At 70.7% G+C, this 23,367-nt stretch carries 18 protein-coding genes; 8 read left to right on the forward strand and 10 right to left on the reverse strand.

Annotated elements, in window-relative coordinates:
- Nucleotides 1-326 precede the first annotated feature (326 nt).
- Both AB0B85_RS00005 and AB0B85_RS00010 read left to right on the forward strand, forming a co-directional pair.
- A complete protein-coding gene (locus tag AB0B85_RS00005) occupies nucleotides 327-1,220 on the forward strand; it encodes a DUF1996 domain-containing protein (RefSeq protein ID WP_357401762.1) in 894 nt (297 codons plus the stop codon).
- A gap of 62 nt (nucleotides 1,221-1,282) precedes the next feature.
- The gene (locus AB0B85_RS00010) at nucleotides 1,283-1,891 is read left to right on the forward strand and encodes a DUF305 domain-containing protein (RefSeq protein ID WP_357401764.1); all 609 of its coding nucleotides are present in this window, start codon (nucleotides 1,283-1,285) and stop codon (nucleotides 1,889-1,891) included.
- A gap of 48 nt (nucleotides 1,892-1,939) precedes the next feature.
- Here the strand turns inward: AB0B85_RS00010 and AB0B85_RS00015 are convergent, their stop codons facing one another.
- Nucleotides 1,940-2,680, reverse strand: coding sequence for an alpha/beta hydrolase (locus AB0B85_RS00015; RefSeq protein WP_357401766.1), 741 nt, complete (start codon nucleotides 2,678-2,680; stop codon nucleotides 1,940-1,942).
- On the reverse strand, nucleotides 2,673-3,305 hold the full coding sequence (locus AB0B85_RS00020) for a TetR/AcrR family transcriptional regulator (RefSeq protein WP_357401768.1): 633 nt from the start codon (nucleotides 3,303-3,305) through the stop codon (nucleotides 2,673-2,675). The genes AB0B85_RS00015 and AB0B85_RS00020 overlap by 8 nt, the downstream gene beginning before the upstream one ends.
- A gap of 76 nt (nucleotides 3,306-3,381) precedes the next feature.
- On the opposite strand from AB0B85_RS00020, the gene AB0B85_RS00025 reads away from it, so the two are divergent.
- Nucleotides 3,382-4,551, forward strand: coding sequence for an aldo/keto reductase (locus tag AB0B85_RS00025; protein ID WP_357401770.1), 1,170 nt, complete (start codon nucleotides 3,382-3,384; stop codon nucleotides 4,549-4,551).
- 204 nt (nucleotides 4,552-4,755) lie between these two features.
- Here AB0B85_RS00025 and araD read toward each other — a convergent pair whose 3' ends face one another.
- The 5 genes from araD to AB0B85_RS00050 all read right to left on the reverse strand — a co-directional run bounded on the left by araD (nucleotide 4,756) and on the right by AB0B85_RS00050 (nucleotide 10,682).
- Nucleotides 4,756-5,481, reverse strand: a complete 726-nt coding sequence (gene araD, locus AB0B85_RS00030; RefSeq protein ID WP_357401772.1) for an L-ribulose-5-phosphate 4-epimerase AraD — start codon at nucleotides 5,479-5,481, stop codon at nucleotides 4,756-4,758.
- A 181-nt stretch (nucleotides 5,482-5,662) separates the two neighbouring features.
- Entirely contained in the window at nucleotides 5,663-6,649 is a 987-nt protein-coding gene (locus tag AB0B85_RS00035) for an alpha/beta fold hydrolase (RefSeq protein WP_357401774.1), read from the reverse strand.
- A gap of 75 nt (nucleotides 6,650-6,724) precedes the next feature.
- Complete coding sequence (locus AB0B85_RS00040) at nucleotides 6,725-7,621, reverse strand: acetyltransferase (protein WP_357401776.1); 897 nt, start codon at nucleotides 7,619-7,621, stop codon at nucleotides 6,725-6,727.
- A 154-nt stretch (nucleotides 7,622-7,775) separates the two neighbouring features.
- A complete protein-coding gene (locus AB0B85_RS00045; RefSeq protein WP_357401779.1) occupies nucleotides 7,776-8,975 on the reverse strand; it encodes a low temperature requirement protein A in 1,200 nt (399 codons plus the stop codon).
- A 138-nt stretch (nucleotides 8,976-9,113) separates the two neighbouring features.
- Entirely contained in the window at nucleotides 9,114-10,682 is a 1,569-nt protein-coding gene (locus AB0B85_RS00050; protein ID WP_357401781.1) for an NAD(P)/FAD-dependent oxidoreductase, read from the reverse strand.
- Between the two features lie 205 nt (nucleotides 10,683-10,887).
- Here AB0B85_RS00050 and AB0B85_RS00055 point away from each other — a divergent pair, with 205 nt between their 5' ends.
- Nucleotides 10,888-11,850: an AraC family transcriptional regulator gene (locus tag AB0B85_RS00055; protein WP_357401783.1), complete on the forward strand. Its 963-nt coding sequence runs from the start codon at nucleotides 10,888-10,890 to the stop codon at nucleotides 11,848-11,850.
- A gap of 35 nt (nucleotides 11,851-11,885) precedes the next feature.
- Here AB0B85_RS00055 and AB0B85_RS00060 read toward each other — a convergent pair whose 3' ends face one another.
- Entirely contained in the window at nucleotides 11,886-16,064 is a 4,179-nt protein-coding gene (locus AB0B85_RS00060; protein ID WP_357401785.1) for a HEAT repeat domain-containing protein, read from the reverse strand.
- Nucleotides 16,065-16,109: 45 nt separating this feature from the next.
- Nucleotides 16,110-17,024, reverse strand: a complete 915-nt coding sequence (locus AB0B85_RS00065) for an NAD(P)-dependent oxidoreductase (protein WP_357401787.1) — start codon at nucleotides 17,022-17,024, stop codon at nucleotides 16,110-16,112.
- 116 nt (nucleotides 17,025-17,140) lie between these two features.
- On the opposite strand from AB0B85_RS00065, the gene AB0B85_RS00070 reads away from it, so the two are divergent.
- The 3 genes from AB0B85_RS00070 to AB0B85_RS00080 all read left to right on the forward strand — a co-directional run bounded on the left by AB0B85_RS00070 (nucleotide 17,141) and on the right by AB0B85_RS00080 (nucleotide 19,876).
- A complete protein-coding gene (locus AB0B85_RS00070) occupies nucleotides 17,141-17,881 on the forward strand; it encodes a hypothetical protein (RefSeq protein WP_357401789.1) in 741 nt (246 codons plus the stop codon).
- A gap of 112 nt (nucleotides 17,882-17,993) precedes the next feature.
- Nucleotides 17,994-18,413, forward strand: coding sequence for a PPOX class F420-dependent oxidoreductase (locus AB0B85_RS00075; RefSeq protein WP_357401791.1), 420 nt, complete (start codon nucleotides 17,994-17,996; stop codon nucleotides 18,411-18,413).
- A gap of 137 nt (nucleotides 18,414-18,550) precedes the next feature.
- Nucleotides 18,551-19,876 carry a glycoside hydrolase family 18 protein gene (locus AB0B85_RS00080; RefSeq protein ID WP_357401793.1) on the forward strand — a complete coding sequence of 442 codons (1,326 nt, stop codon included), beginning with the start codon at nucleotides 18,551-18,553 and terminating at the stop codon, nucleotides 19,874-19,876.
- Nucleotides 19,877-19,955: 79 nt separating this feature from the next.
- Here the strand turns inward: AB0B85_RS00080 and AB0B85_RS00085 are convergent, their stop codons facing one another.
- Nucleotides 19,956-20,321 carry a hypothetical protein gene (locus AB0B85_RS00085; RefSeq protein ID WP_357402389.1) on the reverse strand — a complete coding sequence of 122 codons (366 nt, stop codon included), beginning with the start codon at nucleotides 20,319-20,321 and terminating at the stop codon, nucleotides 19,956-19,958.
- A 176-nt stretch (nucleotides 20,322-20,497) separates the two neighbouring features.
- Between AB0B85_RS00085 and AB0B85_RS00090 the strand changes: the two genes are divergently transcribed.
- Nucleotides 20,498-23,302, forward strand: a complete 2,805-nt coding sequence (locus tag AB0B85_RS00090; RefSeq protein WP_357401795.1) for a M14 family zinc carboxypeptidase — start codon at nucleotides 20,498-20,500, stop codon at nucleotides 23,300-23,302.
- Nucleotides 23,303-23,367 lie beyond the last annotated feature (65 nt).

Below are 23,367 nucleotides of genomic sequence, written 5' to 3' on the forward strand. Positions count from 1 at the left end.
CCCGAACACCGCCGCCTACCAGATCAGCGTCGAGCACCTCGCCGACTGGATCGCCACCCGCGGCTACGCCGCCAGCTAAGCCACACGAGCACACGACGAAGGGCCGGACCCCACCACAGGGGACCGGCCCTTCGTCGTCGGCGTTTTCCACAAACTGCGTAACGCATTGACAAGTTTCGACGCAAGGGTGACGCTTGGACGATCGGTGAGAGCGCTCTCTCGCACGAGGTCCGCTGGTCACCACCAGTCCGGCCAGGGCAACCTCCGACGTCTTCGGCGGCGACGGCGCAGCGACCCCTGACCCGTCCCCCGACAGGAGTCACGAGATGGACAGGGCCGCACCCCTCTCCGGCAACCCCCGCCGCCTGCGCCTCGCCACGGCGATCGGCGCACTGCTTGTGCTACTCGGCACGTACCTCGTCGCCAGCACCGGGCGGGCCGACGCCAACCCGGTCGCCAACGCCATCCGGGTGGCCGAGTTCCCCGCCGACTGCACCTACAGCCACCGGCTGCCGGACGACCCGATCGTCTTCCCCGGGCTACCCGGCGCGTCGCACATGCACAGCTTCTTCGGCAGCACTGTGACGAACGCCAACACCACCCTGCCCGACCTGGTCAGCTCCCAGAGCACCTGCAACCCGCGGGTGGACGTCTCGTCCTACTGGGTGCCGACCCTCTACCGCGACAACGTGCCGGTGGAGCCGGCGATCGCCACGTTCTACTACCTGGGCGAGGGCGTACGCGCCGACGTCGTCGCGAACACCCAGCCGTTCCCGCTCGGGCTGCGACTCGTCGCCGGCAACGCGAAGGCCACCGGGTCGAGCGACAGCATCGCCAGGTGGTCGTGTCTGCACGCGGGACAGGTGCCGCCGTCGAAGGACTTCGTCACCTGCCCGTCCGGCACCATGCTGGAGTCGTACCTGGACTTCCCGCAGTGCTGGAACGGCCGCGACCTGGACTCGCCGGACCACAAGAGCCACCTGGCGTACCCGGTGAACCAGGCCTGCCCGAGCACCCACCCGGTGCACGTGCCCAAGTTGCGGCAGGTCCTGCGGTATCCGGTGAACGGTGACCCGTCGCGGTTCCGGCTGGCCTCCGGGCCGGGTTACACCATGCATGGCGACTTCTTCAACGCCTGGCCGGTCGCGGAGCTGGCCCGGCGGGTGCAGGACTGCATCCGCCCCGTCATCAAGTGCGGCGCCGACGGCCGACCGATCTGAGCCAACCGACGACGGCGGGTCCGGTCCTGCCGGGCCCGCCGCCGGGAGGGAGAGAGGGCCAGATGCGGAGACCAGCCGTACGCCCGCCCGGGTGCCTGCTCCTCGCGGCGTTGCTCGTCGGCGCGTGCACCGGTGGGTCACCGACCGGGCCGGCCGCGCCATCCGCCGCGACGATCGCGACCGCCGCACCCGTCGGGTCGGCTGCGTCCGGTGGTTCGACGGGTCAGTTCAGCGCCACCGACGTCGCGTGGCTTCATCTGACGGTGGCGATGAACGAACGCCTGCTGCCGGTGCTGGAGCTGACGCCGAGCCGGAGCACCGACGCGCAGTGGCTGACGTTCGTCGCCCGGCTCGGCACGGCGCACCGCACCGACCTGAGCACGGCCCGACGGCTGCTCGCCGAATCCGGTGCCCCGGCCACCAACCCGCACGAGGGGCACGACATGCCGGGCATGGTCACCGACGAGGAGTTGGCCGCGTTGCGGTCGGCCACCGGCGTCGCGTTCCAGCGGCGGGCCCGTCAGCACGTACGAGCGCACCTGGACCAGGCGGTCCGGATCGCCGCTGCCGAACAGCGGGCCGGCACCCACCGGGCGACCACGGCGTTGGCCTCGGCGGTCGTCCGGACGGGAAACGCCGACCTCACCTGGCTCGATCGGGCGGACCGGTGAGGCGGAGCTTCCGACCGGGCCAACGGGAGCGAAGCGCCGATCGTCCTCTCACCCGGTCGCCAACAGCCGGGCGATCGCCGCCGGCTCCGCGAGGTGCGGGAAGTGGCTGCCGGGCAACACTGTCACAAGGACCTCCGGCAGGGCATCGGTCAGCCAGGCCAGATAGCGGGGTGGCGGCTCGGACGAGGTCACCCAGCGGTAGGGGATCCCCCGCTCACCGATGGACCGCAGGTCGCGGGTCCGCTCGGCGGCGATCTCCGCGTCGGACCCGCGCAGGATCTCGCCCCAGTAACCAAGCAGCAGGTCCGGCCGGGGATCGGTAGCGGTGGTCACGATCTCGCGCGCCTCGGGCGGCAACGCCTCGATGCCCATTCCGGCCAGCATGGCGTCCCACACCTGCCGCCAGTCCGGGCCGCGCAGTGCGGGCTCGGCCTGGCGGACGGCCACGCCGAACGGGCCGGGCAGCAGGATCTGGTCCAGATTCACCACGCCGCGCACCGGATGGCGGGCCGCGTACGTCGTGGCGACCACCGCGCCTACCGAATGTCCCACCACGATCGGCTGGGCGAGGCCCGCCTCGGTCACCTGCTCGTGTACGACATCGGCCACCGCCGCCATCTCGTAGGACGACCGCCTGGCTGCGTCGCCATGGCCGGGCAGGTCGAGAGCCAGAACCGGCCGGGCCGGATCGATCACCGCGAGCTCGCGCCGGAACGGGTCCCACTGTCGGTTGTCGAAGGTGAGGCCGTGCAGCAGCACCAACGGTGGCTGACTGTCTCCGCTATCCATTGGCGTTCCCTTCCTGCGCCGCGGTCGCTCGGGCTTCCGAGCGCAGCGAGTCGATGGTGAGGTCGAGGACCGCTTCCAGGTGATCGATCTTTCCGGTGGAGAGCAGCAGCAGTACGCCGCCCTGGATGCCGGCCAGCAGCGCCGCGGCGGCGCGGTCGGCGTCCACGTCCGCGGCGATGTCCCCGGTCGACTGCATCTGCCGGATACCCTCGGTGATCGCGTTCTGCCAGCGCCACATGAGCCCGGTCACGACCGCCTGCGCGCCGGGTGCGCGTCGGCCGGTCTGCCCGAGCAGACCGTTGAGTGGGCACTTCACGCCCTGCTCCAGGTAGCGCTCGATGAGCCGGTCGCGCCACGCCAGCCAGGCCGACCAGGAGGTCAGGTTGCTGAGCATCGGCTCCTGGTCGATGAGCACCTGGTCGGCCTCGTGCTGGGCCACCGCGAGCAGCAGCTCCTCCTTGCCCTCGGGGAAGTAGTGGAAGAGCTGACCCTTGCTGGTGCCGGTGCGGGCCAGCACGTCCTCGAGGCGTACCTCGTCGACGCCGCGCTCGCGGATCTCGGCCGCCGCGCCGGTGACGATCCGCGCCCGGGTGGCCTCGCCCTTGCGGGTGAACGCCCGTGTCATGCGGCCTCCGTCACCGTCGCTCCGCCTTGCCTGCCGGTCCGACAGTAACCCGGAGTTTGGACTTGCGGGTCCATTTTTGCCGAGCCAAGGTCTGGAGCGCGGTCCGATCCGGGCCGCCACCACGATCGGGAGAGGCACCACCGTGAACCACTACTACCTGCTCGGACGGTCCGGCCTGCGGGTGAGCCAGCTGGCGCTGGGCACCATGAACTTCGGCGTCGACGGGTTCCACGCCGCGTACGGCAAGACCGAGGAGGAGGCCGAGCCGATCTTCCACCAATACCTGGAGGCGGGCGGGAACCTCGTCGACACTGCGGACTTCTACACCGCCGGGGAGAGCGAGCGGATCCTCGGCCGTCTGATCGACCGGGCCGGCGTCCGCGACCGGCTCGTGCTCACCAGCAAGGCCACGAACACCGTCGACCCGGCCGACCCGAACGCCAGCGGCAACGGCCGCAAGCACCTCGTGCGGGCCGTGGAAGGGTCGCTGAGCCGGCTCGGCACCGACTACATCGACCTGTATCTGCTGCACACCTGGGACCGGATCACCCCGGTCGAGGAGGTCGTGCACACCCTCGACGACCTGGTGCGCGCCGGCAAGATCCGGTACGCCGGGCTCTCCGACGTGCCGGCCTGGTACGCGGCCCGGGCGCAGAGCTACGCCGAGGCACACGGGCTGGCCCCGATGATCAACGTGCAGCTTCCGTACTCGCTGGTGACGCGGGGCATCGAGGCTGAGTTCGTGTCGATGGCGCAGAGCCTGGGGATGGGGCTCACCGCGTGGAGCCCGCTCGGCGGTGGTCTGCTCAGCGGCAAGTACCGGCGCACCGGCGAGGGCATGAGCGGGACCGGGCGGTTGACCAACCCCGACGCCGCGGGTCGGGAGATCAACCCCGGCGACTGGAAGGTCATCGAGGCACTGGAGGGCGTCGCCGCCGACCTGGGCCGCAGCATGGCCCAGGTCGCGATCAACTGGGTGGCCACCCAGCCCGCCGTCGCCTCGGTGATCGTCGGGGCGAGCAGCCCTGCGCAACTCGCCAGCAACTTCGGTGCGCTCGACTTCGAGATCCCGGCCGACGCCCGACGCCGGCTCGACGAGGCCAGCGCCCCGGACCTCGGGCTGCCGTACGGCATGTTCACACCGCAGTACCAGTCCTGGGTGGTCAGCCCCGGCCTCGGCATCGGCGACAAGCCGGCGGGTTACGCCCCGCCGGTGTTCAACGGGGCCGCCCAGCCCACGGCGTGAGAGATCCGGCAGACCGGCACCGGTCCAACCCGAGCACCGGTGCGGACCAGACCGCCAGCTCAGGCCCGAGCACCAGCGCGGACCAGACCATTGGCGCGGACCGGGCCGAGCGGAGCACCGGCGCGGGCATTGAGCGCACCGCGCCCGCGCCGGTGCCGGTGCCTCGCCGCCGGAGCCTGGGGCCGGGTCACCGCATGGCGACGGTCACTGCCGGCTCTGCTCGGGAAGCTGGTTGCCGTAGTAGGCGCCGGCGCCGTGCTTGCGGGTGAAGTGGCGGTCGAGCAACCACTGTGGTGCGGCCGCCGCCGGGTTCAGTGACAGCGTCTTCAGGGCCATCTCCGCGACCGCCTCGCAGACGATCGCGTTCTCCACCGACGTGAGCGGGTCCTTCGCCCAGGTGAAGGGGCCGTGGTTGGCGGCGAGGGCGACGGGGTTGGCGAGTGCCTCGGCCTCTCCCCCGATCAGCTCGATGATGGCCCGAGCGGTGTTGAACTCGTAGTCGTGGGCGCACTCGTCCGCCGTCAGGTCCCGGGTGACCCGGATCGGACCGGCGAAGGTGTCGGCGTGCGTGGTGCCGAGCACCGGCACGTCCCGCCCGGCCTGGGCGAAGGCGACGGCGTGCGTCGAGTGGGTGTGGGTCACACCGCCGATGGACGGCCAGTGCAGGTAGAACGCGCGGTGGGTCTCGCTGTCGACGGAGGGCCGCAGCGTCCCGGCGACGACCTGCCCGGTCTCCAGGTCCACCGGGACCAGCAGGTCGGCCGTGAGGTCCTGGTATGCCACGCCGGAAGGCTTGATCACATAGATGCCTGCCTCCCGGTCGACGCCGCTCACGTTGCCCCACGTCAGCTCGGCGAGGCCGGCCTGGGCGATGAGGCGGTTCGCGGCGAGGACTGCGGCGCGCAGGTCAGTTGATCCGGCCGTACTCATTGCAGGTGACGCCTTTCGGGTGGAGGTGGCATCCGGCGCAGCGCGACGCGCCAGCGCGGCTGGTTAGCGCTAACATTCTGCCCGGTCGATAGCGGGGGCGCGGTGTCGGGCCGGGGTGCCGCGCCCGCGAGCGGCACGACACGGGCAGTTTAGACGCCGGCTCGACCGCACGCGGCCCACCTCAGCTGTCGACGCGGGCCACCCGGGTGAGTCCGGGCGTCGGCGTCGGACCGCCCTCGTAGAGCGCGACGTACCGTCGGCGCAGCTCAGCGCCCTGATCGTCGAGCGCGGCCAGGTTGAGGATGTTGTGGCCGACGCCCAACGCCGCGGGCAGGGTGCAGACCTGCAGCGGGATCGCGTTCGCGTCGGCGATCCGGCGGGGTACGGTCACCGCCGCGGCGAGGTCCACCACGCCGTCGAGTGGGCTGATGGCGACCGCGACGCTCCGCAGACCGGTCCGGCGCGGCGGCTTCGGCAGACTGCGCGCGATCGTCAGGTACTGGGTGACGGCGGAGAGGGAGTAGCCGCGCGACGTGACGCGGTCCGGGAGGAGGCGCCGCCCGTACAGGGTGATGAGGGGTCGGACCGCGAAGGCCGGCGCCTGGCGCGGGTCCGGGCCGAAGAACGGCGACAGCAACAGCAGCCGTCGTACGACGTCGCCCGGCACCTGGGCCAGCCAGGCGGCCAGTACCGCGCCGCCGGAGATCCCCACCACGCCCACCTCGTCGCCGAGAGCCGCCGCGACGGCCAGCGCCTGCACGGCGTACGTCGCCAGTTCGTCCGCCTCGACCCGGTGGTGGGCCCGCTTGTCGACGGTGCCGTGGTGGGGAGCCCGGGGGATCCAGACGTTGTACCCGCTGTCGAAGAACTCCTCGGCCAGCCCGTCGTACTGCTCGGGCGCGAGGGTGTAGCCGTGCAGCAGCAGGACGACCCGGCCGGTACGGCGGCCGTGACTCAGCAGGCGGCTGCGCGATTCGGGTCCGACGGCCGGATCCGCCGCCTCGGCCGCGATGACGGCCTCGGCGGTGCGGATGGCGGTGTCGAAGTCGAACTGTGGCGGCAGTGCGACGCGTAGCCCACGGCGGGGCAGCGGCCAGCGATACAGCCCGGCGACCAACGCCATGACCAGCGCCAACCCACCGAGGACGAGGGCGATGATCTTCGGCATACGCTGATGCTGACAGGGGTGCGGTCGGGTGCCTGCCGAGGGGTGCGCCCCGGTGACAGGGCGCACCCCGGTCAGCTATTGCGGTGCGTCCGACGGTGCGAAGACGACCCTGGAGCGCAACTGCCGGAACCCGGTCCGTTCCAGTTCCGCGAGCACCGCCACCCGGTGGGCGTCCACGTCGGCGATGACCTCCCGTGCGCCGCCGGCGGCCAGCACCCGCACCGCTTCGGCCAGCAACTCGGGTCGGGCCGCCTCGTCGAGCAGGCCGAGATAGGCGAGCAGCGGGTAGCAGGCGTCGCCGGCGGTGCCGACCAGACCCACCGGCTCCCCGGCGTGCAGCGCTACCCGCCATTCCTCGGTCGCGTCGCCGAGCCAGGCCAGCGGGTCGGTGGCCAGGTCGACGCCGGCGACCGCCTGCGCGATCTCGACGCCGGTCAGCACGTCCGGTTCGGCGATCCGGGAGACCAGGGCATTGATCTCGGCCGCGTCGGCGGGCGGCCGGAAGTGGTAGCGCCCGGAGGACGCCGGCAGTGGGGTGCCCGTCCAGGAACACCGGAGCCGCTCCCCCCGCTCGACCAGCCCGGCGAGCCGGGCGGCGGCCATCGGGGCCCGGACCACGGCCAGCACCTCTTCGCGTCGCCGCCAGTGCGCCGGCAGTGCGGCGTAGTACCGGCCGGGACCGCCGAGCGCCTCGTGGGCGGCGTGCAACAACTCGGCACCGACCTCCGGCTCGGCGTCGAGATCGAACCGGTCCAGCCAGGGGGCGCCGACGGCGCCCGGCGGAAGCAGCCAGGCGGCCCGGCCGACCACCCGGCCGCCGCGCAGGGCGACCCAGGTGGTCTCGGGTCGGTAGCCGCCGCCGGCGATCCCGTCGGCGTAGCCGACCTGGCGCAGTTGGGGCAACGGATTGGGCATGGAGTCGAACAGGTTTTCCTCGCCCGCGACGAGCGGACGGATGACCAGATCAGTCATGGGTGGGCCTCCGGGAAGCGCGCCCCGGATCAGATCCGCGCGGACGCCGGAGCGCGGAGGGGGCGCAGAACATCGGACATTGTTCTGACCTCCTTCCAGCTCGACGGCGTGCCAGCAGACGCTACGCGCCGGGCTCGCCGGCCGCAAGGAATTGTCACAGCGTCGGGTTGGTCTCCGACCCGCGCCGGTGGGCTCTCCCGTCGAACACGGCGATGGCGGCCAGGATCACCCCGGCCGAGGCCGCCACCGCGACCGGCGGGAGCAGCACCATCGGTAGCGCCGCCACGATCAGCACCGCCGCGCCGACGTACAGCATCCGGCAGCGTGGCGCGTATCGGCTCTCCTTTTCCAGGAAGCTCCGCCCGATCAGGAACAGCACCGGGCCACCGAACATGATGACGACCAGGGCCCAGTCGATCGGCGGGTGCGGGTCCTCGATGACCTGCCCGAAACCGACCGCCGTACAGATGATGCCGCCGACGATGATCAGCAGGCTGTAGCTCGCCCACCGCGACAGCTGGATGCCCTGCCCGCCCGGGGTAGCGGCCTGACCGGATCTGACGTGGTAGAAGTAGATTCGCCAGAACGAGACGGCCGTCGCGAAGGCGGCGACGAGGGTGACGACCCCCGGCATGGTGAAGCCCGGAAAACTGACAGCGGCACCGGCCTCGAGCACCACCTCGGCGAGAGCGATCATGAAGAACTGGTTGTACCGCTCGGCGAGGTGCACCTGCGAGATGACCACCCGCGCCCTGCTGAACAACCTCGTGCCGAACGACGGCACGGACCAGCTCGTGGCGGCACCGGTGAGCTCGATGGCGAGAGCGAGGGTCCAGAAGATGCCCCGACCGAGGCCCCCGCTGATGCCGCCACTGATCCAGAGCACGCCGGAGGCCGCGTGCCAGGTCAACACCCGGGCCGCGAACGCCCCACCCGGGTGGCCCCGCAGGGCGAGCGTCAGGAAGAGCGGCCGGCCGATCTGGATCAGGACGTACGTGCAGGAGAACACCACGCCGCGTTTGCCGAACGCCTCCGGCAACGAGACGGCAAGCACCAGCGTGCCGAACATCGTCGCCAGCAGGACGGCCTGGAGGTCCGGTCGGCGCGGGTCGTAGGTGCTGGCCAGCAGGGCGTTGAGCGACCAGATCATCCACATCGCCGTGAAGAACAGCACCGTCTGGCCCGCCTCCGACAGCAGCGTGTGCCGGACGATCGTCAGGTCGTCAGCCACCCGCCCGGCGAGGCGGGCGAGGGCGAAGACGTAGACGATGTCGAACAGCAGCTCCAGGACGGTCGCCGAGTCGGGGCTCCGGCTGTCGCCGAGCCCAGGCGGGAACCTGGGGCGCGTCAGCACGGACGGCGGGACAGCTCAGCCGGCCGGTGCCGCCGGCACCGGTCCGCCGAGGCGGTGACGGTCTCCGGCGACCTGCTCCGCTGCCATCGTCCCCGAACCCTTTCGCCGACCGTGCCGCCTGACGCCTGTCCACATACTTTATCCGGATATATGAGAGTCCTCGTGGTTATGCCGGATACCCCCATCGGCGGTACGGGCCGGCGCCTCCCGGCCCGTCCCACCCCCGGTGCGGGCGATCATTCGTGCCGTCACCCCCCGGTACGCGCGCGGATCGACGGGGAGCAGCCACTGCCGGGCCCGGGTCAACGGACCGACGTTGAGCCCCAACTCGTCGAGCACCTCGTCAATGTTGTGCATCGAGAACGGAATGATGTTCGTGCCCCGGGCGTGCCGCCCGTTGGTGCGCTCCGCCATCCAGGCCAGCCGGACGCGCACCTCGTCACGCATCTGGGCCTCGGCCGGCAGGGTGAGCCCACCCCGCAGGTACGCGGCCGTCCACACCGCCGCCATCTCCGCGCTGAGCGGGCTGAAGAACGACGAGTTGTAGCCGGCGAACGTCAGCCGTGGTACGCCGATCGGCAGGATCTGGCGGTAGAGCTGGAAGTTGCCCGCGTCGTCCTGTAGCCGAGCGTGCAGCACGTCGTCGAAGAACGGCACGTGCTGTCGGAAGCCGGTCGCGCAGATCACCAGGTCGGCCGGGAGCACCGTGCCGTCGGCCAGGCGCGCGGCCGGCCGGCCATCGTCGGCGACGAGCAGTTCGGTGATCACCTGGTCGCGGTGCACGGCGATCCGACCGTCGGCGACGCGCTCGAAGAAGCCCTCGGTGGTGAGGCTCACCGTGCTACGGGCGATGTCCTCGAAGCTGCCGTTCGGCACCAGACCCAGCTCACGCAGCCTGAGTTGCCTGGTCGCGACCGAGCCGACGCTGTCGATCAACCGTTGGCGCAGGCCGTTGCCCGGACCGTGCAGGAACCGCTCGAAGCCCTTCAGGTCGAGGTAGCGGAACAGAGCCTCACCCATCCGGGTGAGCAGCAGGTACTTGTAGTTGAGCGCCCCGCCGAGCTTGCGGGGCATCTTCCAGAGCAGTTCCCGGGCCACCACGTGGGTCTGCGCGGCGAGGTCGCTCAACGGGACCGCCACGTCGCAGGCCGACTTGCCGTACCCGACGACGAGGACGTTCCTGGCGCGGGCCACCTCGATGTCGTGCAACTCCCCCGCGGCCAGGACGCGCCCACCGGCGGCGGCGAAGCCGGCGTGACCGTCGAACGACGGCACCACCGGGTCGGAGAAGATGCCGTTGGCGACGACCAGGTGGTCGTACCGCTGCACGGTCACCGGCTCCTGGGCGCCCGTCGGCCGCGACGTGATCAGCCACCCGGTGTCGTCGTTGACGAGTTCGGCGAAGGCAACCTCCGTGGACAGGCGCAGCACGCTGGCGAGCCCGAACTTCCGCACGTAGCTCTCCAGGTACCGCTGCACCTGCTCGCCCGAGGGCCACTGCGGATAGTCGGCGGGCATCGGCAGGTCGGACAGGTGGTAGGTGCCCTTGTTGTTCTGCGTGTGCAGACCGGGATAGCGCCGGGTGCGACTCCACACCCCACCGACGTCGGGCGCCTTTTCGAGCACTGTGACGTCGAATCCGCTCTGCCGCAGCACCTTCGCTGCGCTCAGGCCGGCGAATCCGGCGCCGACGACGGCAATCCTCATGGCATCCTCCGAAGCGCGGGAACCACTGCGGCAGCGGTGGTGAGCGCACGCTAGCGAGCGGGCCGCGGCTGTCGCTATCCGCTGCGCGCGAGGGGTGTCCGCAACGCGCAGCCGACCGGCCCGTGTCGGGTGCACGGCTTTGCGACACCGTCCGTCCCCGTCCCGCCTTATCGTCGGCGCACCAGGACGCCCCGGGAGGTGTCGGATGGATGCCGTGACGGTCCGGACGAACGACGTCGATCAGGCCCGTGCCGAGGTCGGCAGGGTCTTCTGTCCGCACCAACTCACTCCGCAGGCGGGCGTGCGCGGCGTCCAGCTGCGGATGGCGGCCCGCCGGGTCGGCGGGGTCGGGGTCATCGATCTCGACTACGGGCAGGCGGTACGAATCCAACCCCCGGCCCTGGAGAGCTTCTATCTCGTCCAGGTCCCCCGGGCCGGCAGCACTGTGGTCCGGCACTCCGGTCACACAGTGACCTCGACCCCCGACGTCGCCTCGGTCCTGTCCCCGTACGACCCCTCGGACATGCGCTGGTCCGCGGGGTCACCACATCGGATCTTCTACGCCGAGCGGCGGGCCGTCGACCGGGAACTCACCCGCCTCCTGGGTCGCCCGGTGGACGAGCCGGTCCGCTTGGACCTCGGCATGATCATGACTACGCCGACCGCGCGGGCTTGGGCGCGCGGTGTGGCGTTCCTCGCCGACGAGCTGGCCCAGCCGACGGACGCGTCGCTGTTCGACCACCCGCAGGTCGCCGCCCGTTTCGAGCAGGGGCTCATCGGCCAGCTGCTGCTGGCACACCGGCACAGCCATTCCGACCTGCTCGCCGGCCCGGGCCGGCAGACCAACCCCGGGCGGCTGGTCCGCCGGGCCTGCGCCCTGATCGCCGACCACCACGGCGAGGCACTGACCGTCGGTGATGTCGCCGAGGCGCTGCGGGTGAGCGTACGAACGTTGCAGGACTGCTTCCGGCGCGAGTTGCGGACCACCCCGACGGCGTACCTGCGGGCCTGTCGCCTCGACGCGGCGCACCGATCGTTGCGGGCGGCCGAGCCGGGTGTCTCGGTGACGAGCGTCGCGCTGCGCCACGGGTTCGTACACCTCGGTCGGTTCTCCACCGAGTATCGGGCGCGATTCGGCGAGGCGCCGTCCACGACCCTGCGGCGCTGAGCGGAACACGGTCGACGACGCGCGGCGTGCCGCTGTCAGTTCACGGAACCGACCTCAAGATAGGCACGCAGGGCGCGGTACGCCTCGTCCCGGCCGACACGACCCCGAGACGTGTCGTCCTCCGCCGAGAATCGGCAGGCGATCTCCAACGCCGCCTGAACGCTCTCCGCCACGTCGGGGTGCTCGCGGGCGAGGTGCACAAGTGTCTGCCCGGCGGCGCTACGAACGTCGGCGCTCTCATCCTCGATAAGCGCTTGCAGCGCGGTCCGGACCTGCGGCGTCGGTTTCGATTGCCGCAGGGCGTCGGCCGTGATTCGCCTGATGAGCGAGCTCCTGTTGGTGGCGGCCAACTCGATGGCAGCGGCGGTCACCTCGTCGCTCAACGGCCCGAAGGTGGCCAGGGCCGCCACCACCGACGCACGAACGACGCTCTCCGCAGTGGAAACCGCCAGGTTCACCGCTGCCACCTTCGCCTCTTCGGGCCACCGGCCGGCGTCGGTCACCGCTCTCAACGCCCGGACCCGCAGCTGCGGCTCGGCGTTGGAACTCGCCAGGTGCACCGCCGCGGCGGTCGCCGCCTCGGTCAGCTCCTCGGCAGCGGCCAGCGCTTCCACCGCCCGCACCCGCACGACCAGACTTCGATCGGTAGCGACCACCCGCTCGAGAGTGCTGGCGACCCGTTCGGTAATTCCCCGACCAACAGCCAGTTCCTCCACCGCCTGGAGTCGCACGTCCACATCGACAGCGGTGGTCGCCAGTTCGACGAGGGCACTGATCACCGCCTCGTTCCGCCTCCCGCCGGCGGCCAGTGCCTTCACCGCCTCCCTCCGGACGCTTGGTTCACCGGTCAGATCCATCGCCGTCGTGATCACCACCTCGGAGAGCACCCCACCGGCAGCGAGTGCGCGCACCGCCCTGAGGCGTACGCCCGGATCCACGTCGGTCGTGACCAGCCCGACCAGGGCCGTGACTGTCGCGTCGTCGAGGGTCTGACCAGCCGCCAGCGCATGGACCGCCCACAGCCGGATGCCGAGGTCGGCGCCGGTGGTGGCCAGGTCCACCCCGGCGGTGATCACCGGCTCGGTCAGGGCCCCAGCGGCGGCAAGCGTCTGCAGCGCCCAGAGCCGGACACTCGACTCCACATCCGTGGTCGCCGACCAGGTGAGGGCCTCGATCGCCGTGCTCGTCAACGGTCCGCCAGCGGCCAACGCCCGCACCGCCCACGATCGCACGCCCGGATCCGCGGCGGTGGTGGCCAGCCCGGCGAAGGCAGTGGTCAGGGCCTCGTCCAACGCCTGAGCAGCGGCGAGCGCGGTCACCGCCCGAATCCGGGTGCTCAGCTCCTCGCCGGTGGTAGCGAGATCCACCGCGGCGGCGATCACCGGCTGAGTCAGTGCCCCGACAGCGGCCAGGTCTTCCACCGCCCGGACCCGCACGTCCGGATCCGGATCGGTGGTGGCCAACCCGACCAGAACGCCGATCACCCGGTCGGTCAACCGCCCGGCATCGGCAAGCGCCTGCACCGCCCGGACCCGTACGCCCGAAGTCACGTCGGTGGCCAACCCGATGACCGAGGGGATGACCGCGTCGCTCAACTCGCCGGCGTCGGCGAGCGCCCGCACCGCCCGGACCCGTACGCCCGGACTCACGTCGGCGGTGGCAAGGTCCTCCGCGGCGGCGATCACCTGCTCGGAGAGCGCCTCACCGGCGATGAGTGCTTCCATCGCCCGCATCCGCAGAACCGGATCGTCAGCGGTGGTGACCAGCTCCCCCAGCGCCGCGACGACCGGCGGGGGGAACGAGGCGAGCGGGGCGACTGTCACCGCCAACTGGCAGAACTGTTCCGGCGCGGTGCGGCTGGCACTTACGGCACGGTCACCCAGGGCTTGCAGGAGGCGACTAGTGGCCCTGGTCGTGCCGAGCATGGTGAGGTGCTTGGCCAGCGCCGTCCGATAGCTGGCGAAGCGACACCGACTCGTCGGGTTGAGCCACTCGTCGAGTGCCAGGTTGACCACGGCGTCGATGGTGGCTGTCTCCACCGGAATGTCATCGGCCAGGACTCGCAGCATGAACAGGAAATCCCTCCCCAGCAGCTCCTCGTACGGGCTGGGGCTGCCGGCGGCCGGGTGGATGGCTTCGGCCACCACCGACTCCACCTGTTCGGCGTAATCCTTGCCGATCAGACCGAGCGCCAGGAGGATCGGTTCCTCGTACCGGGGGTCATGCAGTCGACGCCGGATACCCGAGGTTCGTTCACTGGCGGCGCCCCGAAAGGCGAGGGCACGGCCCGTGTAGTACTCCTCGAAGGTCAGGTGGGAGAAGCCGTAGCGCCTCGGTGCGCGTTCCACCACCAGCCCGGTGTGACGGTCGGCCTTGTCGATGAACCTCATGACGCCAAGACCCGCATCCGTGTTCATCGGATCGGCGGCCGTCAGGATGGACGGATCCCAGGTGACCCCGTGATGGGCGGCCCAGAGCGGCCCGAGGACCTCCAGTAGTTCACGCACTGTCGCCGAGCCCTCGGGGCGGTGCTCGTGCATCCACGCGGCCATCTCGGTGAGCCAGCGGGTAAGCATGCGTTCGTCGGGCAGGTCGGCCGCTGCCACACCGCGCACGGTGCGCCAGGTCAGCCCCAGCGCGTTGCACACCTCGATGTACGCCTCGATTCGTCGGTGCGGTAGTCGGCCGCTGGCCCGGTGGACGAGCACCAGGGCGGTCAGTAGCAGCGGATTCACCGCCAGGCGACGCACACCGGGATTGCCCTGCAGCGCCTGCGTGATCGCCGCGGCCTCCCGCAGTCCGATCTGACGGGCCGCGGACTTGGACCTGCTCGGCGCCTCGGCCCGTTCCACCTGCCAGCAGTAGCTACTGAGAAACGTGGCGATCGTGGGATCGTCCATGTCCAGTAGCCGGACCGCGTGAAAGGGTTTCGGCAGTGGCGCCGCGAGGTAGCCGGAGATGCGACTGGTCACGATGAAACGGTTGCCCGGCCGCGAGTGCGCGGTGACGAAGTTCGCCACAGCGGTGACCACGCTGCGGCGCTGGTCGGCCGAGGCGATCTCGTCCAGACCATCGAGCAGCACCAGGCAACTGCCATCGGCGAGCCGCTGGCGCAACAGGTCGCCGAGGCCTGTCGCACCGCACTCAAGGCCCTGGAAATAGTGCGGCAGGAACCCGCTTATGCCGGTGGTCAGCCGGTCGGGCCACAACGCGTAGTCACCCACCGGAAGATAGATCGGAAACAGTGGCGCCTGCCCGTCCACTGTGCTGTTCGTCGCCAACGCCCGGCCGTGCGTCAGGGCCAGATAACTCAGCAGTGTGGTCTTTCCGCTGCCCGGTTCGCCCAGGACGAGCAATTGCTTGGTGGTACGTACCGCGTCCAGTACGGGCATTGCCTGCTCGGTCGGCCCGGAGTTGTGCGGGGAAGGATCGCGACCGTACTGCATCTGCAACCGGTCGATGGCGGCCTCGAAGGCGAGATCGTCAAGATCGGCGGACTTCAGCCTGGTCTGCAACTTGTCACGTTCCGCCTCGAACCAGGCCCGCGCACGGTCCCCCGGATGCCGGTCGGGCCGGGCCTGCAGACCAACGAACACCTGCTCCAACGGCAGTTGCACGATGGTGTTGCGCACCACCCCCGCCGTCCCGACATACTGGTGTCGATCAATGAGCCAGCGTAGATACCGGGTCTCGTCCTCGGTCGTGGCGGGCGCCGCTCCGAGCGCCGTCGCTATTCGGCCCGCAGCAACCGCCGTAGCCGCGACATCGGCCCGGCCGAGCACGTCGGTCAGCACGGGCTCCTTGAGCACCTCGGTCGTCAGGTTGTCGAGCAGAGCCTTGAAGGCGGGCCGCAGTTCCGCGATCTGTTCCCACCGCGCATCGTCGGACGAGGAGCGGCCGAGGGAGTCGATGAGGCGTTCAGCGAGCCTGGTTGCCGACGGCTGAGCTCCCGGAACAATCGCCTTGGCAAGCTCGACAGCCCCCTCGAGTTCCAAGAAGTCCGCATTGACGTCATAATCCGCGAGCCGACGTCCGTGCCTGGCCTGGGTCGCGGCGAATGCCCGCTGGAGCGCGCGTTCCAGCGCCTTCTGCTCGCGAAAGCCGGTGATCCGAGTCCGCAATCCCGCGACGGCGGCACCACTCAACTCTTTGCCCACCTGCGCCATGATCGCCTTGGCGAGCGCCGACAGCACAGTAGACGACAGCGGTTCCATGGCCCGGGAGTGTATCGCCCGAATGCGAAGCAAGATCAGTTTCGGTTACCCGGAAAACTGCTCCTTATCGCGAAACTCCACGTGGTCCCGCCACGAGTGACGCGGCGCGTATCCCAGCACTCGGCGTGCCTTGTCGATGCTGAGCAGGGTCTCGTGCTCGGCCAACGCCTTGCGGACCTCGACGCCCGGGTAGACCTCGGCGAGCAGGCCGGCACTGGACCTGCTCATGACGGTGTCGGCGTTGGCGATGATGAAGACGTCGGCGCCGGGCCGGTCGTGGGCGAGCGCACGCTCGACCGCCTGGGCCCCGTCGCGGGCGTCGACGTAGCCCCACAGGTTCCACCGGCGTAGCTGCGGGTCGGCGTCGAACGAGGGGAACGGCGCGTAGTCCTCGACGTCCATCACGTTGGAGAAGCGCAGACCCACCATGACCAACTCCGGGTCCCAGCGGCAGAAGTGCCGCGCCATCTCCTCCTCAAGGGCCTTGTTGAGCGAGTACGTCGACTCGGGTCGCGGCGCGTACTCCTCGTCGACTGGCGCGTACGGCGGCGGGGTGTCGAACGGCAGCCCGAGCACCGTCTCGCTCGACGCCCACACCACCCGCTTGATCCCGGCCGCCCGAGCCGCGGCGAAGACGTTGTACGTGGCGGCGGAGTTGTTCGCGAACGTTGTCGCGTTCGACATCAGCCCGGGGGCCGGGACCGCGGCCAGGTGCACTATCGCGTCGATGCCGCCCGCGTGTTCGTCGGCGCCCCCAGTGAACGCCTCCACCACCTGCCCGTAGTCGGTCAGGTCGACCTGGAGAAACTCACAGTCGACGTCCCGGGGGTCGCGGCCTCCGGCGCGGTCCACCGCGAGCACGTCGACACCCACGGCGTGCAGGTGGGCGACCACGGCGCGGCCGAGCTTGCCGGTGGCTCCGGTGACGACGACACGCCTGGGCAGTGCGGAATCGCTCATGCCCACATCTTCTCCGGCGTGGCGCGGCACCCCGCACGCGGGTGGAGCACACCGGCGATCGAGACCGGACTGCTCCCCGTCGGAACCTGTACCCCCAGGGGGAACGTCGAACGGTGATGACCCGACGCCTACTGCTCTGTGCGGTCCTCCTCCTCACCGCCTGCTCTGACGGACCGGCAGTCCGGCCGCCGACCGGCACGGACACCGTGATCGCTGTGGTCGACCGGCGCGGCGGTTTCGCCGCCTCCGCCGAGCAGTGGGCGCTGCCGGCGCTCACCCTCTACGGCGACGGCACCGCCGTGACGCGAGGTGACGACCGGGGTGCGCTGCTGACGGGGCATCGCCGGACGCTCTCGACGGCACAGATCGACGCGCTGTTCCGGCGGGCGGACGACGCGGGCATACTCACGGACCGCGACTACCCGCAGGACGTCACCGACGCGGCCACACTCACCGTGCGGCTGACCACTACCGGCGGCGCGTACGAGACGACTGTCACGCAGCCGTCGCCCGGCGAGGGCGGTGACCGTGGTGAGGTGATCGCGTTCGCCGAGGCCGCGGCAGCCTCCGGTGTCGACGCCGGAGAGTACCTGCCGCAGCGGGCGACGGTGCTGGTTGTCGCCGACTCCGAGGACAACTCCGACGTACGGCCCTGGCCGCTGGACGTGCCCCTGTCCGCGATGGACGGCGCACCCCAGCGGCCCTGCCACGTGGTCGACGGCGCGACGCTGGCACCGCTGCTGGCCGAAGCCGGCGCGGCGCGGCGCGAGACCCGATGGCAGGCTGAGGGACACCGGGTACGCCTGGTGGTCCGACCGCTGCTGCCGCACGAGCGGAACTGCGCGGACCTCGACTAGGCGGAATCACGGTACAACTCTGGGAGTCAGCGCGATCATTACATCCCACGGTGACCGGGACGTAATGTGCGTAACGTGCAGGGGTAACCCTGACGCGACGAGGAGAGACTTCATGTCCAAGCCACCGCTGCCCGAGCCCGCGATCGCCATGCTGCAGAAGCCGAATCCGGCCGTCATGACCACCCTGCAGGCGACCGGTCAGCCGGTCTCTGCCGCCACCTGGTACCTGTGGGAGGACGGCCGGATCCTGGTGAACATGGACGCGGGCCGCCGCCGGCTGGACCACGTCCGGAACGACCCCCGGGTCTCCCTCACGGTCCTGGACGAAGCGGGCTGGTACACCCACGTCAGCATCATCGGGCACGTCGCCGAGCTGCGCGAGGACGAGGCCCTTGCCGACATCGACCGGCTGTCCCGGCACTACACCGGGAACCCGTATCCACGGCGGGAGCGCGCTCGGGTCAGCGCCCTGATCGAGATCGACCGCTGGCACGGCTGGGGCTCGCTCAAGGACAACAGCCAGGTCGGTTGACCAATCAGCCCGGCCGGCGGCACCGCCGGCCGGGCATGTGGCCGGACGCTCTTGACCCCGGACTGTGATCGGCTTAACTTCATCAATCAGATAAGTCTCTTTACTAATTCTGCTTGATGCCTCGTGGGAGTGTGCCGATGCGACCATTCCGCCACCGCCGTCTCACCGCCGTCGTCACCCTGGCGGCCCTGCTGTTCGCCGCCGCCCCGCCCAGCGCCGCGAGCGCGGGCGACAACCAGCAGCGCCGCGCCGGTTACCACCGGGTTGGCTACTTCACCCAGTGGGGCATCTACGGTCGGGCCTTTCCGGTCAAGAAGCTCGACACGTCCGGGGCGGCGAGCCGCCTCACCCACGTCAACTACGCCTTCGGCAACATCAGCGAGGACGGCCGCTGCTACCTGGACGGCGGGCCGGGCGAGGGCGACGCCTGGGCCGACTACCAGCGGCCCGTCCCGGCGGAGGAGAGCGTCGACGGCGTCGCGGACGCCCCGGGCCAGGCCCTCAACGGCAACTTCGGCCAGCTCGCCAAGCTGAAGGCCAAGTATCCCGACCTGAAGGTGCTGATCTCGCTGGGCGGCTGGAGCTGGTCGACGTACTTCTCGAACGCGGCCCGCACCGACGCCTCCCGCAGGGCGTTCGTCGCGTCCTGCGTCGACCTGTACCTCAAGGGCAACCTCCCCGGCAGCCCGGGCGCCGCAGCCGGCGTCTTCGACGGCGTCGACCTCGACTGGGAGTGGCCCAACTGGGCGGGTGAGCCCGGCAACGTCGTCCGCCCGGAGGACCGGGAGAACTTCACCAAGCTGCTTGCCGAGTTCCGTCGGCAGCTCGACGCGTACGGGCGCACGACCCGGTCACACCACCCGCTGACCGCGTTCCTGCCCGCCAACCCGGCCACCATGGACGCCGGCTACGAGGGCCGCAAGATCTTCAAGTACCTCGACTTCGCCACTGTGCAGGGGTACGACTTCCACGGCGGCTGGGAGTCGGTGGCCAACCAGCAGTCGGCGCTGCGCGTACCGGCGGGATCACCGGACAACCCGGACTTCTCCGTCGAGGTGGCCATCGACGGCTGGATCGCCCGCGGCGCGCCGCGCGACAAACTCGTGCTCGGCATCCCGTACTACGGCCGGGGCTGGACCGGCGTCACCGGCGGCGGCAACGGCCTGTTCAAGCCGGCCACCGGGCCCGCGCCGGCCACCTTCGAGCCCGGCTACGAGGACTACAAGAAGCTCAAGACCCTGGCCGACAACGGCTACACAGTGCACCGCGACCTGCGCGCCGGGCACGCCTGGTTGTTCGACGGTACGACGTTCTGGACGTACGACGATCCGGCGGTCGTGTTGCAGAAGGCGCTCTACATCCGTCGGGCCGGTCTGGCCGGCGCGATGATCTGGTCATTGGACGGAGACGACGACAACGCCACATTGACCAGAACCATCGGCCTCGGCCTCACGACCTGGTAGCTCCACCCCACGCGGCTCCCCTGATCATGTGACGAAAACAGGTGTCAGAGGCGTCTCCGCCCTCCTTTTCATCACGTGCTCACGGGAGCCGCTCCTTTTCGGGGGTGACCGCGCGCACCGCCGCGTCGATGAGCGCGGTCACCTGGTCCATGTCCCGCGCCTGGCGGACGTCCACATCGGCCGTCCACCCGTTGGGCCGGGCCAGCCGCACCGTCACGTCCTCCCGGCGGTGGATCAGCCAGTTGGCGATCGCCTGCACCAGCACCATGGCGGCGCCCGCGTCGTCGACCGCCACCCGCAGCGGGTCCGTGCCGTCGATCGACGACTCACCGGCCGGCGTCGAGGTCACCCCGTCGCGCAGCCGGTCCTCGGCACGCAGCCAGGACGCCAGAGAGCGCCGAGCGTCGGCGGACGGCAGGTCCGAATGGACCGAGAGCATGATCATCTGTGGCACGTGCTCCACCTCCCCAGACGACGACAAGCACCTGCCACCATCCTGCCAGTCCGCGTCGGAACCGGCACGCCGAGTAGTCACCACCGTCGATCGGAGCTTGACCTCCTGTCGGCCGCTTCATAGGCTCCGGCCACTGCGAGGTCTTCCCCGAGAAGGGCATCCGAGACATGACCCCATCGATGCGCTCGTCCTGGACGGCCCCGTCGAGACGGCTGGCGGGGGCCGCCACTATCGCGCTCCTACTCGGCCTGGCTCCCCTGCTCGGCGGCACCCCGGCCGCGAGCGCCGCACGGCCCGCACCCTGCGCCGACGACCCGACCGCACGGTTGGGCACGGTGCCCGCCCCGGAGACCGTGTTCGGCTTCCCGCTCGGCGCGGGTCAGCAGCGGGTCGTCACCAACGAGGAGGTCCGCGGCTACCTGACGGCTGTCGACCGCGCCTCGGACCGGGTCGTCACGGGGGTCCTGGCCACCAGCGTGGCCGGCCAGCCCCTGCCGTACGCGGTGGTGTCCAACGAGCGCCACGTGCGACCGGCCGCCCTGCGAAAGATCGCCGACGACGTACGGGACCTGCGTGACCCACGCCGGACCAGCGCACGGACGGCCGCCCGGACGGCCAAGGACAGCCCGGCCATCGTCTGGATCACCGCGAACGTGCACGGCGGCGAGAAGAGCGGCACCGACGCGGCGCTCAAGACGCTGTACGAGTTGGCGGCGGGCCTGTCCTGCGAGGTCGCGCGGCGCAACGACAACCTGGTCACCGTCATCGTCCCCACCCAGAACCCGGACGGCCGGGACGCGACCCGGCGGCAGAACGAGTTCGGCTTCGACCTGAACCGGGACTGGTTCGCCCGTACCCAGCAGGAGACCGACGGCAAGCTCGAACTGCTGCGCCGCTACCCGCCGCAGGTGTTCGTCGACGCCCACGAGATGGGTGGCCGGCAGTACTTCTTCCCGCCCAACGCCGACCCGATCCACCACGAGATCGCCGGCGAGGCGGTGGACTGGATCAACCGGATCGGCGAGGCCAACAAGGCCGGCTTCGGCTACCAGGGCGCCTGCGACGAGACAGTCACCACCGAGTGCTACTTCAACTACGACACGTACGACATGTTCTTCATGGGTTACGGCGACACAGTGCCGACCACCGGCTTCGGTGCGGCCGGCATGACGTACGAGAAGGGCAGCGCGTCGGCGGTGGCCGACCGGGTCCAGCAGCAGTTCCACACCCAGTGGTCGACGTTGGGGTGGGCCGCCGCGAACAAGCGCGAGGTGCTGGACGGCTACTTCGACATCTGGACCGACGCGCTCGCCCAGGGCCGGGCGGGCACCCTCGAACCGAACGAGGTGGTGCAGCCCACCAACGCTGTCCAGTTCCCCGTACCGGACATCAGGATCCGCTCGTACTTCCTGCTGCCGGACCGGCAACTCGCCGACGTCCGCCAACTCGTCGAACGGCTGCGCCGGATGGACGTCGAGGTGTACGAGGTGCAGAAGCCGACCCGGGTGCCGACCGCGCGGGTCTTCGGCGGGCGAACCGCCACGAACGTGACAGTGCCGAAGGGCGCGTACTGGATCCCGATGGACCAGCCGCAGAAGCACTGGATCCAGGCCGTCATGGGCGAGGACCCGTACACGCCGTTCCCCTACTTCTACGACGTGTCGTCCTGGAGCAACCCGCTGCTGATGGGGGTCTCCGCCATCTACACAGGTGACAACGTCCGGCCGAAGGCCCGGCTGGTCCGCGCGATCTCCGGTGGACGCAGCGCCCCGGCGTGGCCGTGGGGCTCGTACACGTACCCGCTCGACTCGGCAGCCGCCGCGGAGCTGACGTTCAGCCTGCTCGGTCGCGGCGTCCCGCTGGTGCGGGACCTGGACAGCAACCGGGTGGCGGTGCCGGCGAAGAAGCTGACCCGGGAGATCGACCGGCTCGCGGCCTCGCTCGGAGTGAGCCTGGCACCGAGCGGGCCAGCCACCGGCACGCCGGTGCACCTGCCCGACGTGGGCCTGTTCCAGGGCACCGGCATCTCCACCACGTCGGGTTCCCACGGTGAGGCGCGCTACGTGCTCGGCAAGCGGTGGGGGCTGGACCTCACGCCGGTCACCACCGCCGACATCAACGACAACACCGCCGCGTTCACCGGGCGTACCGTGCTGGTGGTGCCGGACGGCAGCAGCCCGACCGGCGGTCTGACCGCCGCGGGCCAGGCCAACCTGCGCGAGTGGATCGCCCAGGGCCACACCTACGTCGGGCTGCGCAACGAGGGCACCCGGTTGGCCCGCGCCGCCGGGCTCACCTCGACCACCGAGAAGACCAAGCCGGCCGACTATCTGGTGATCGGCTCACACCTGCGGGTCGACGTGGACACCGCCAGCCCGGTCGCCCTGGGCCGACCGGCGGAGGACTTCGAGTTCAACAACAGCGACCCGATCCTCACGCCCAGCACCACCGGGACGAACGTGCTCAGCTACCCGACGGGTGACACGTTCTGGGCCAACGGCTACACCGTCGGCGCGGACACCCTCAAGGGCACGGCGGCGGTGGTGGACGAGCCGACCGGAGCCGGTCGGGCGGTGCTGTTCGCGTTCAACCCGCTCTTTCGGGCGTACAACGAGAATGGTCTGCACCTGGTGGCCAACGCGTTGCTCTACCCGGCCGGCGCGACGCCGGACGCCCGGCGCGCGGCCGGGGTCGACGCGGCGCGCGCCAGCGCCGCCGCCGCGCCGGTGACGCCGGACCTCGGCGGCGGCTGGCGACCGATCACCATCCAGGTCGCGGCGGCGGACCTGCCGCGCGCCCAGGCGATCGTCGGACGCTTCACCGCCGACGCGAAGGCGTCCGCGAAGGACGATTCGGCGTACGTCGTGATCCCGAACCCGCGAGGGCTCCAGGCCGACGAGCACCCGTTCGTGAAGGATCTGGTACGCGCGCTGCGCGACGCCCGAGTGCCGCTGCGGTCGGTGGTGGGCTGACGTAGCCCTCTGTACGCCGAAGCGCCCGTCCCCGACATGGGGACGGGCGCTTCGTCGTGCGCGCG

Source organism: Micromonospora sp. NPDC049044 (genome assembly GCF_040649215.1).
Classification (GTDB): Bacteria; Actinomycetota; Actinomycetes; order Mycobacteriales; family Micromonosporaceae; genus Micromonospora.

Coding starts and splice junctions, on each gene's coding strand:
- AB0B85_RS00035 (WP_357401774.1), bottom strand. CDS start 6,649: ATGCCGAAGATCATCGCCCTCGTCCTCGGTGGGTTGGCGCTGGTCATG.
- araD (WP_357401772.1), bottom strand. CDS start 5,481: ATGAGTACGGCCGGATCAACTGACCTGCGCGCCGCAGTCCTCGCCGCG.
- AB0B85_RS00040 (WP_357401776.1), bottom strand. CDS start 7,621: ATGACTGATCTGGTCATCCGTCCGCTCGTCGCGGGCGAGGAAAACCTG.
- AB0B85_RS00060 (WP_357401785.1), bottom strand. CDS start 16,064: ATGGAACCGCTGTCGTCTACTGTGCTGTCGGCGCTCGCCAAGGCGATC.
- AB0B85_RS00020 (WP_357401768.1), bottom strand. CDS start 3,305: ATGACACGGGCGTTCACCCGCAAGGGCGAGGCCACCCGGGCGCGGATC.
- AB0B85_RS00065 (WP_357401787.1), bottom strand. CDS start 17,024: ATGAGCGATTCCGCACTGCCCAGGCGTGTCGTCGTCACCGGAGCCACC.
- AB0B85_RS00055 (WP_357401783.1), top strand. CDS start 10,888: ATGGATGCCGTGACGGTCCGGACGAACGACGTCGATCAGGCCCGTGCC.
- AB0B85_RS00080 (WP_357401793.1), top strand. CDS start 18,551: ATGCGACCATTCCGCCACCGCCGTCTCACCGCCGTCGTCACCCTGGCG.
- AB0B85_RS00010 (WP_357401764.1), top strand. CDS start 1,283: ATGCGGAGACCAGCCGTACGCCCGCCCGGGTGCCTGCTCCTCGCGGCG.
- AB0B85_RS00015 (WP_357401766.1), bottom strand. CDS start 2,680: ATGGATAGCGGAGACAGTCAGCCACCGTTGGTGCTGCTGCACGGCCTC.
- AB0B85_RS00085 (WP_357402389.1), bottom strand. CDS start 20,321: ATGATCATGCTCTCGGTCCATTCGGACCTGCCGTCCGCCGACGCTCGG.
- AB0B85_RS00005 (WP_357401762.1), top strand. CDS start 327: ATGGACAGGGCCGCACCCCTCTCCGGCAACCCCCGCCGCCTGCGCCTC.
- AB0B85_RS00075 (WP_357401791.1), top strand. CDS start 17,994: ATGTCCAAGCCACCGCTGCCCGAGCCCGCGATCGCCATGCTGCAGAAG.
- AB0B85_RS00070 (WP_357401789.1), top strand. CDS start 17,141: ATGACCCGACGCCTACTGCTCTGTGCGGTCCTCCTCCTCACCGCCTGC.
- AB0B85_RS00090 (WP_357401795.1), top strand. CDS start 20,498: ATGACCCCATCGATGCGCTCGTCCTGGACGGCCCCGTCGAGACGGCTG.
- AB0B85_RS00050 (WP_357401781.1), bottom strand. CDS start 10,682: ATGAGGATTGCCGTCGTCGGCGCCGGATTCGCCGGCCTGAGCGCAGCG.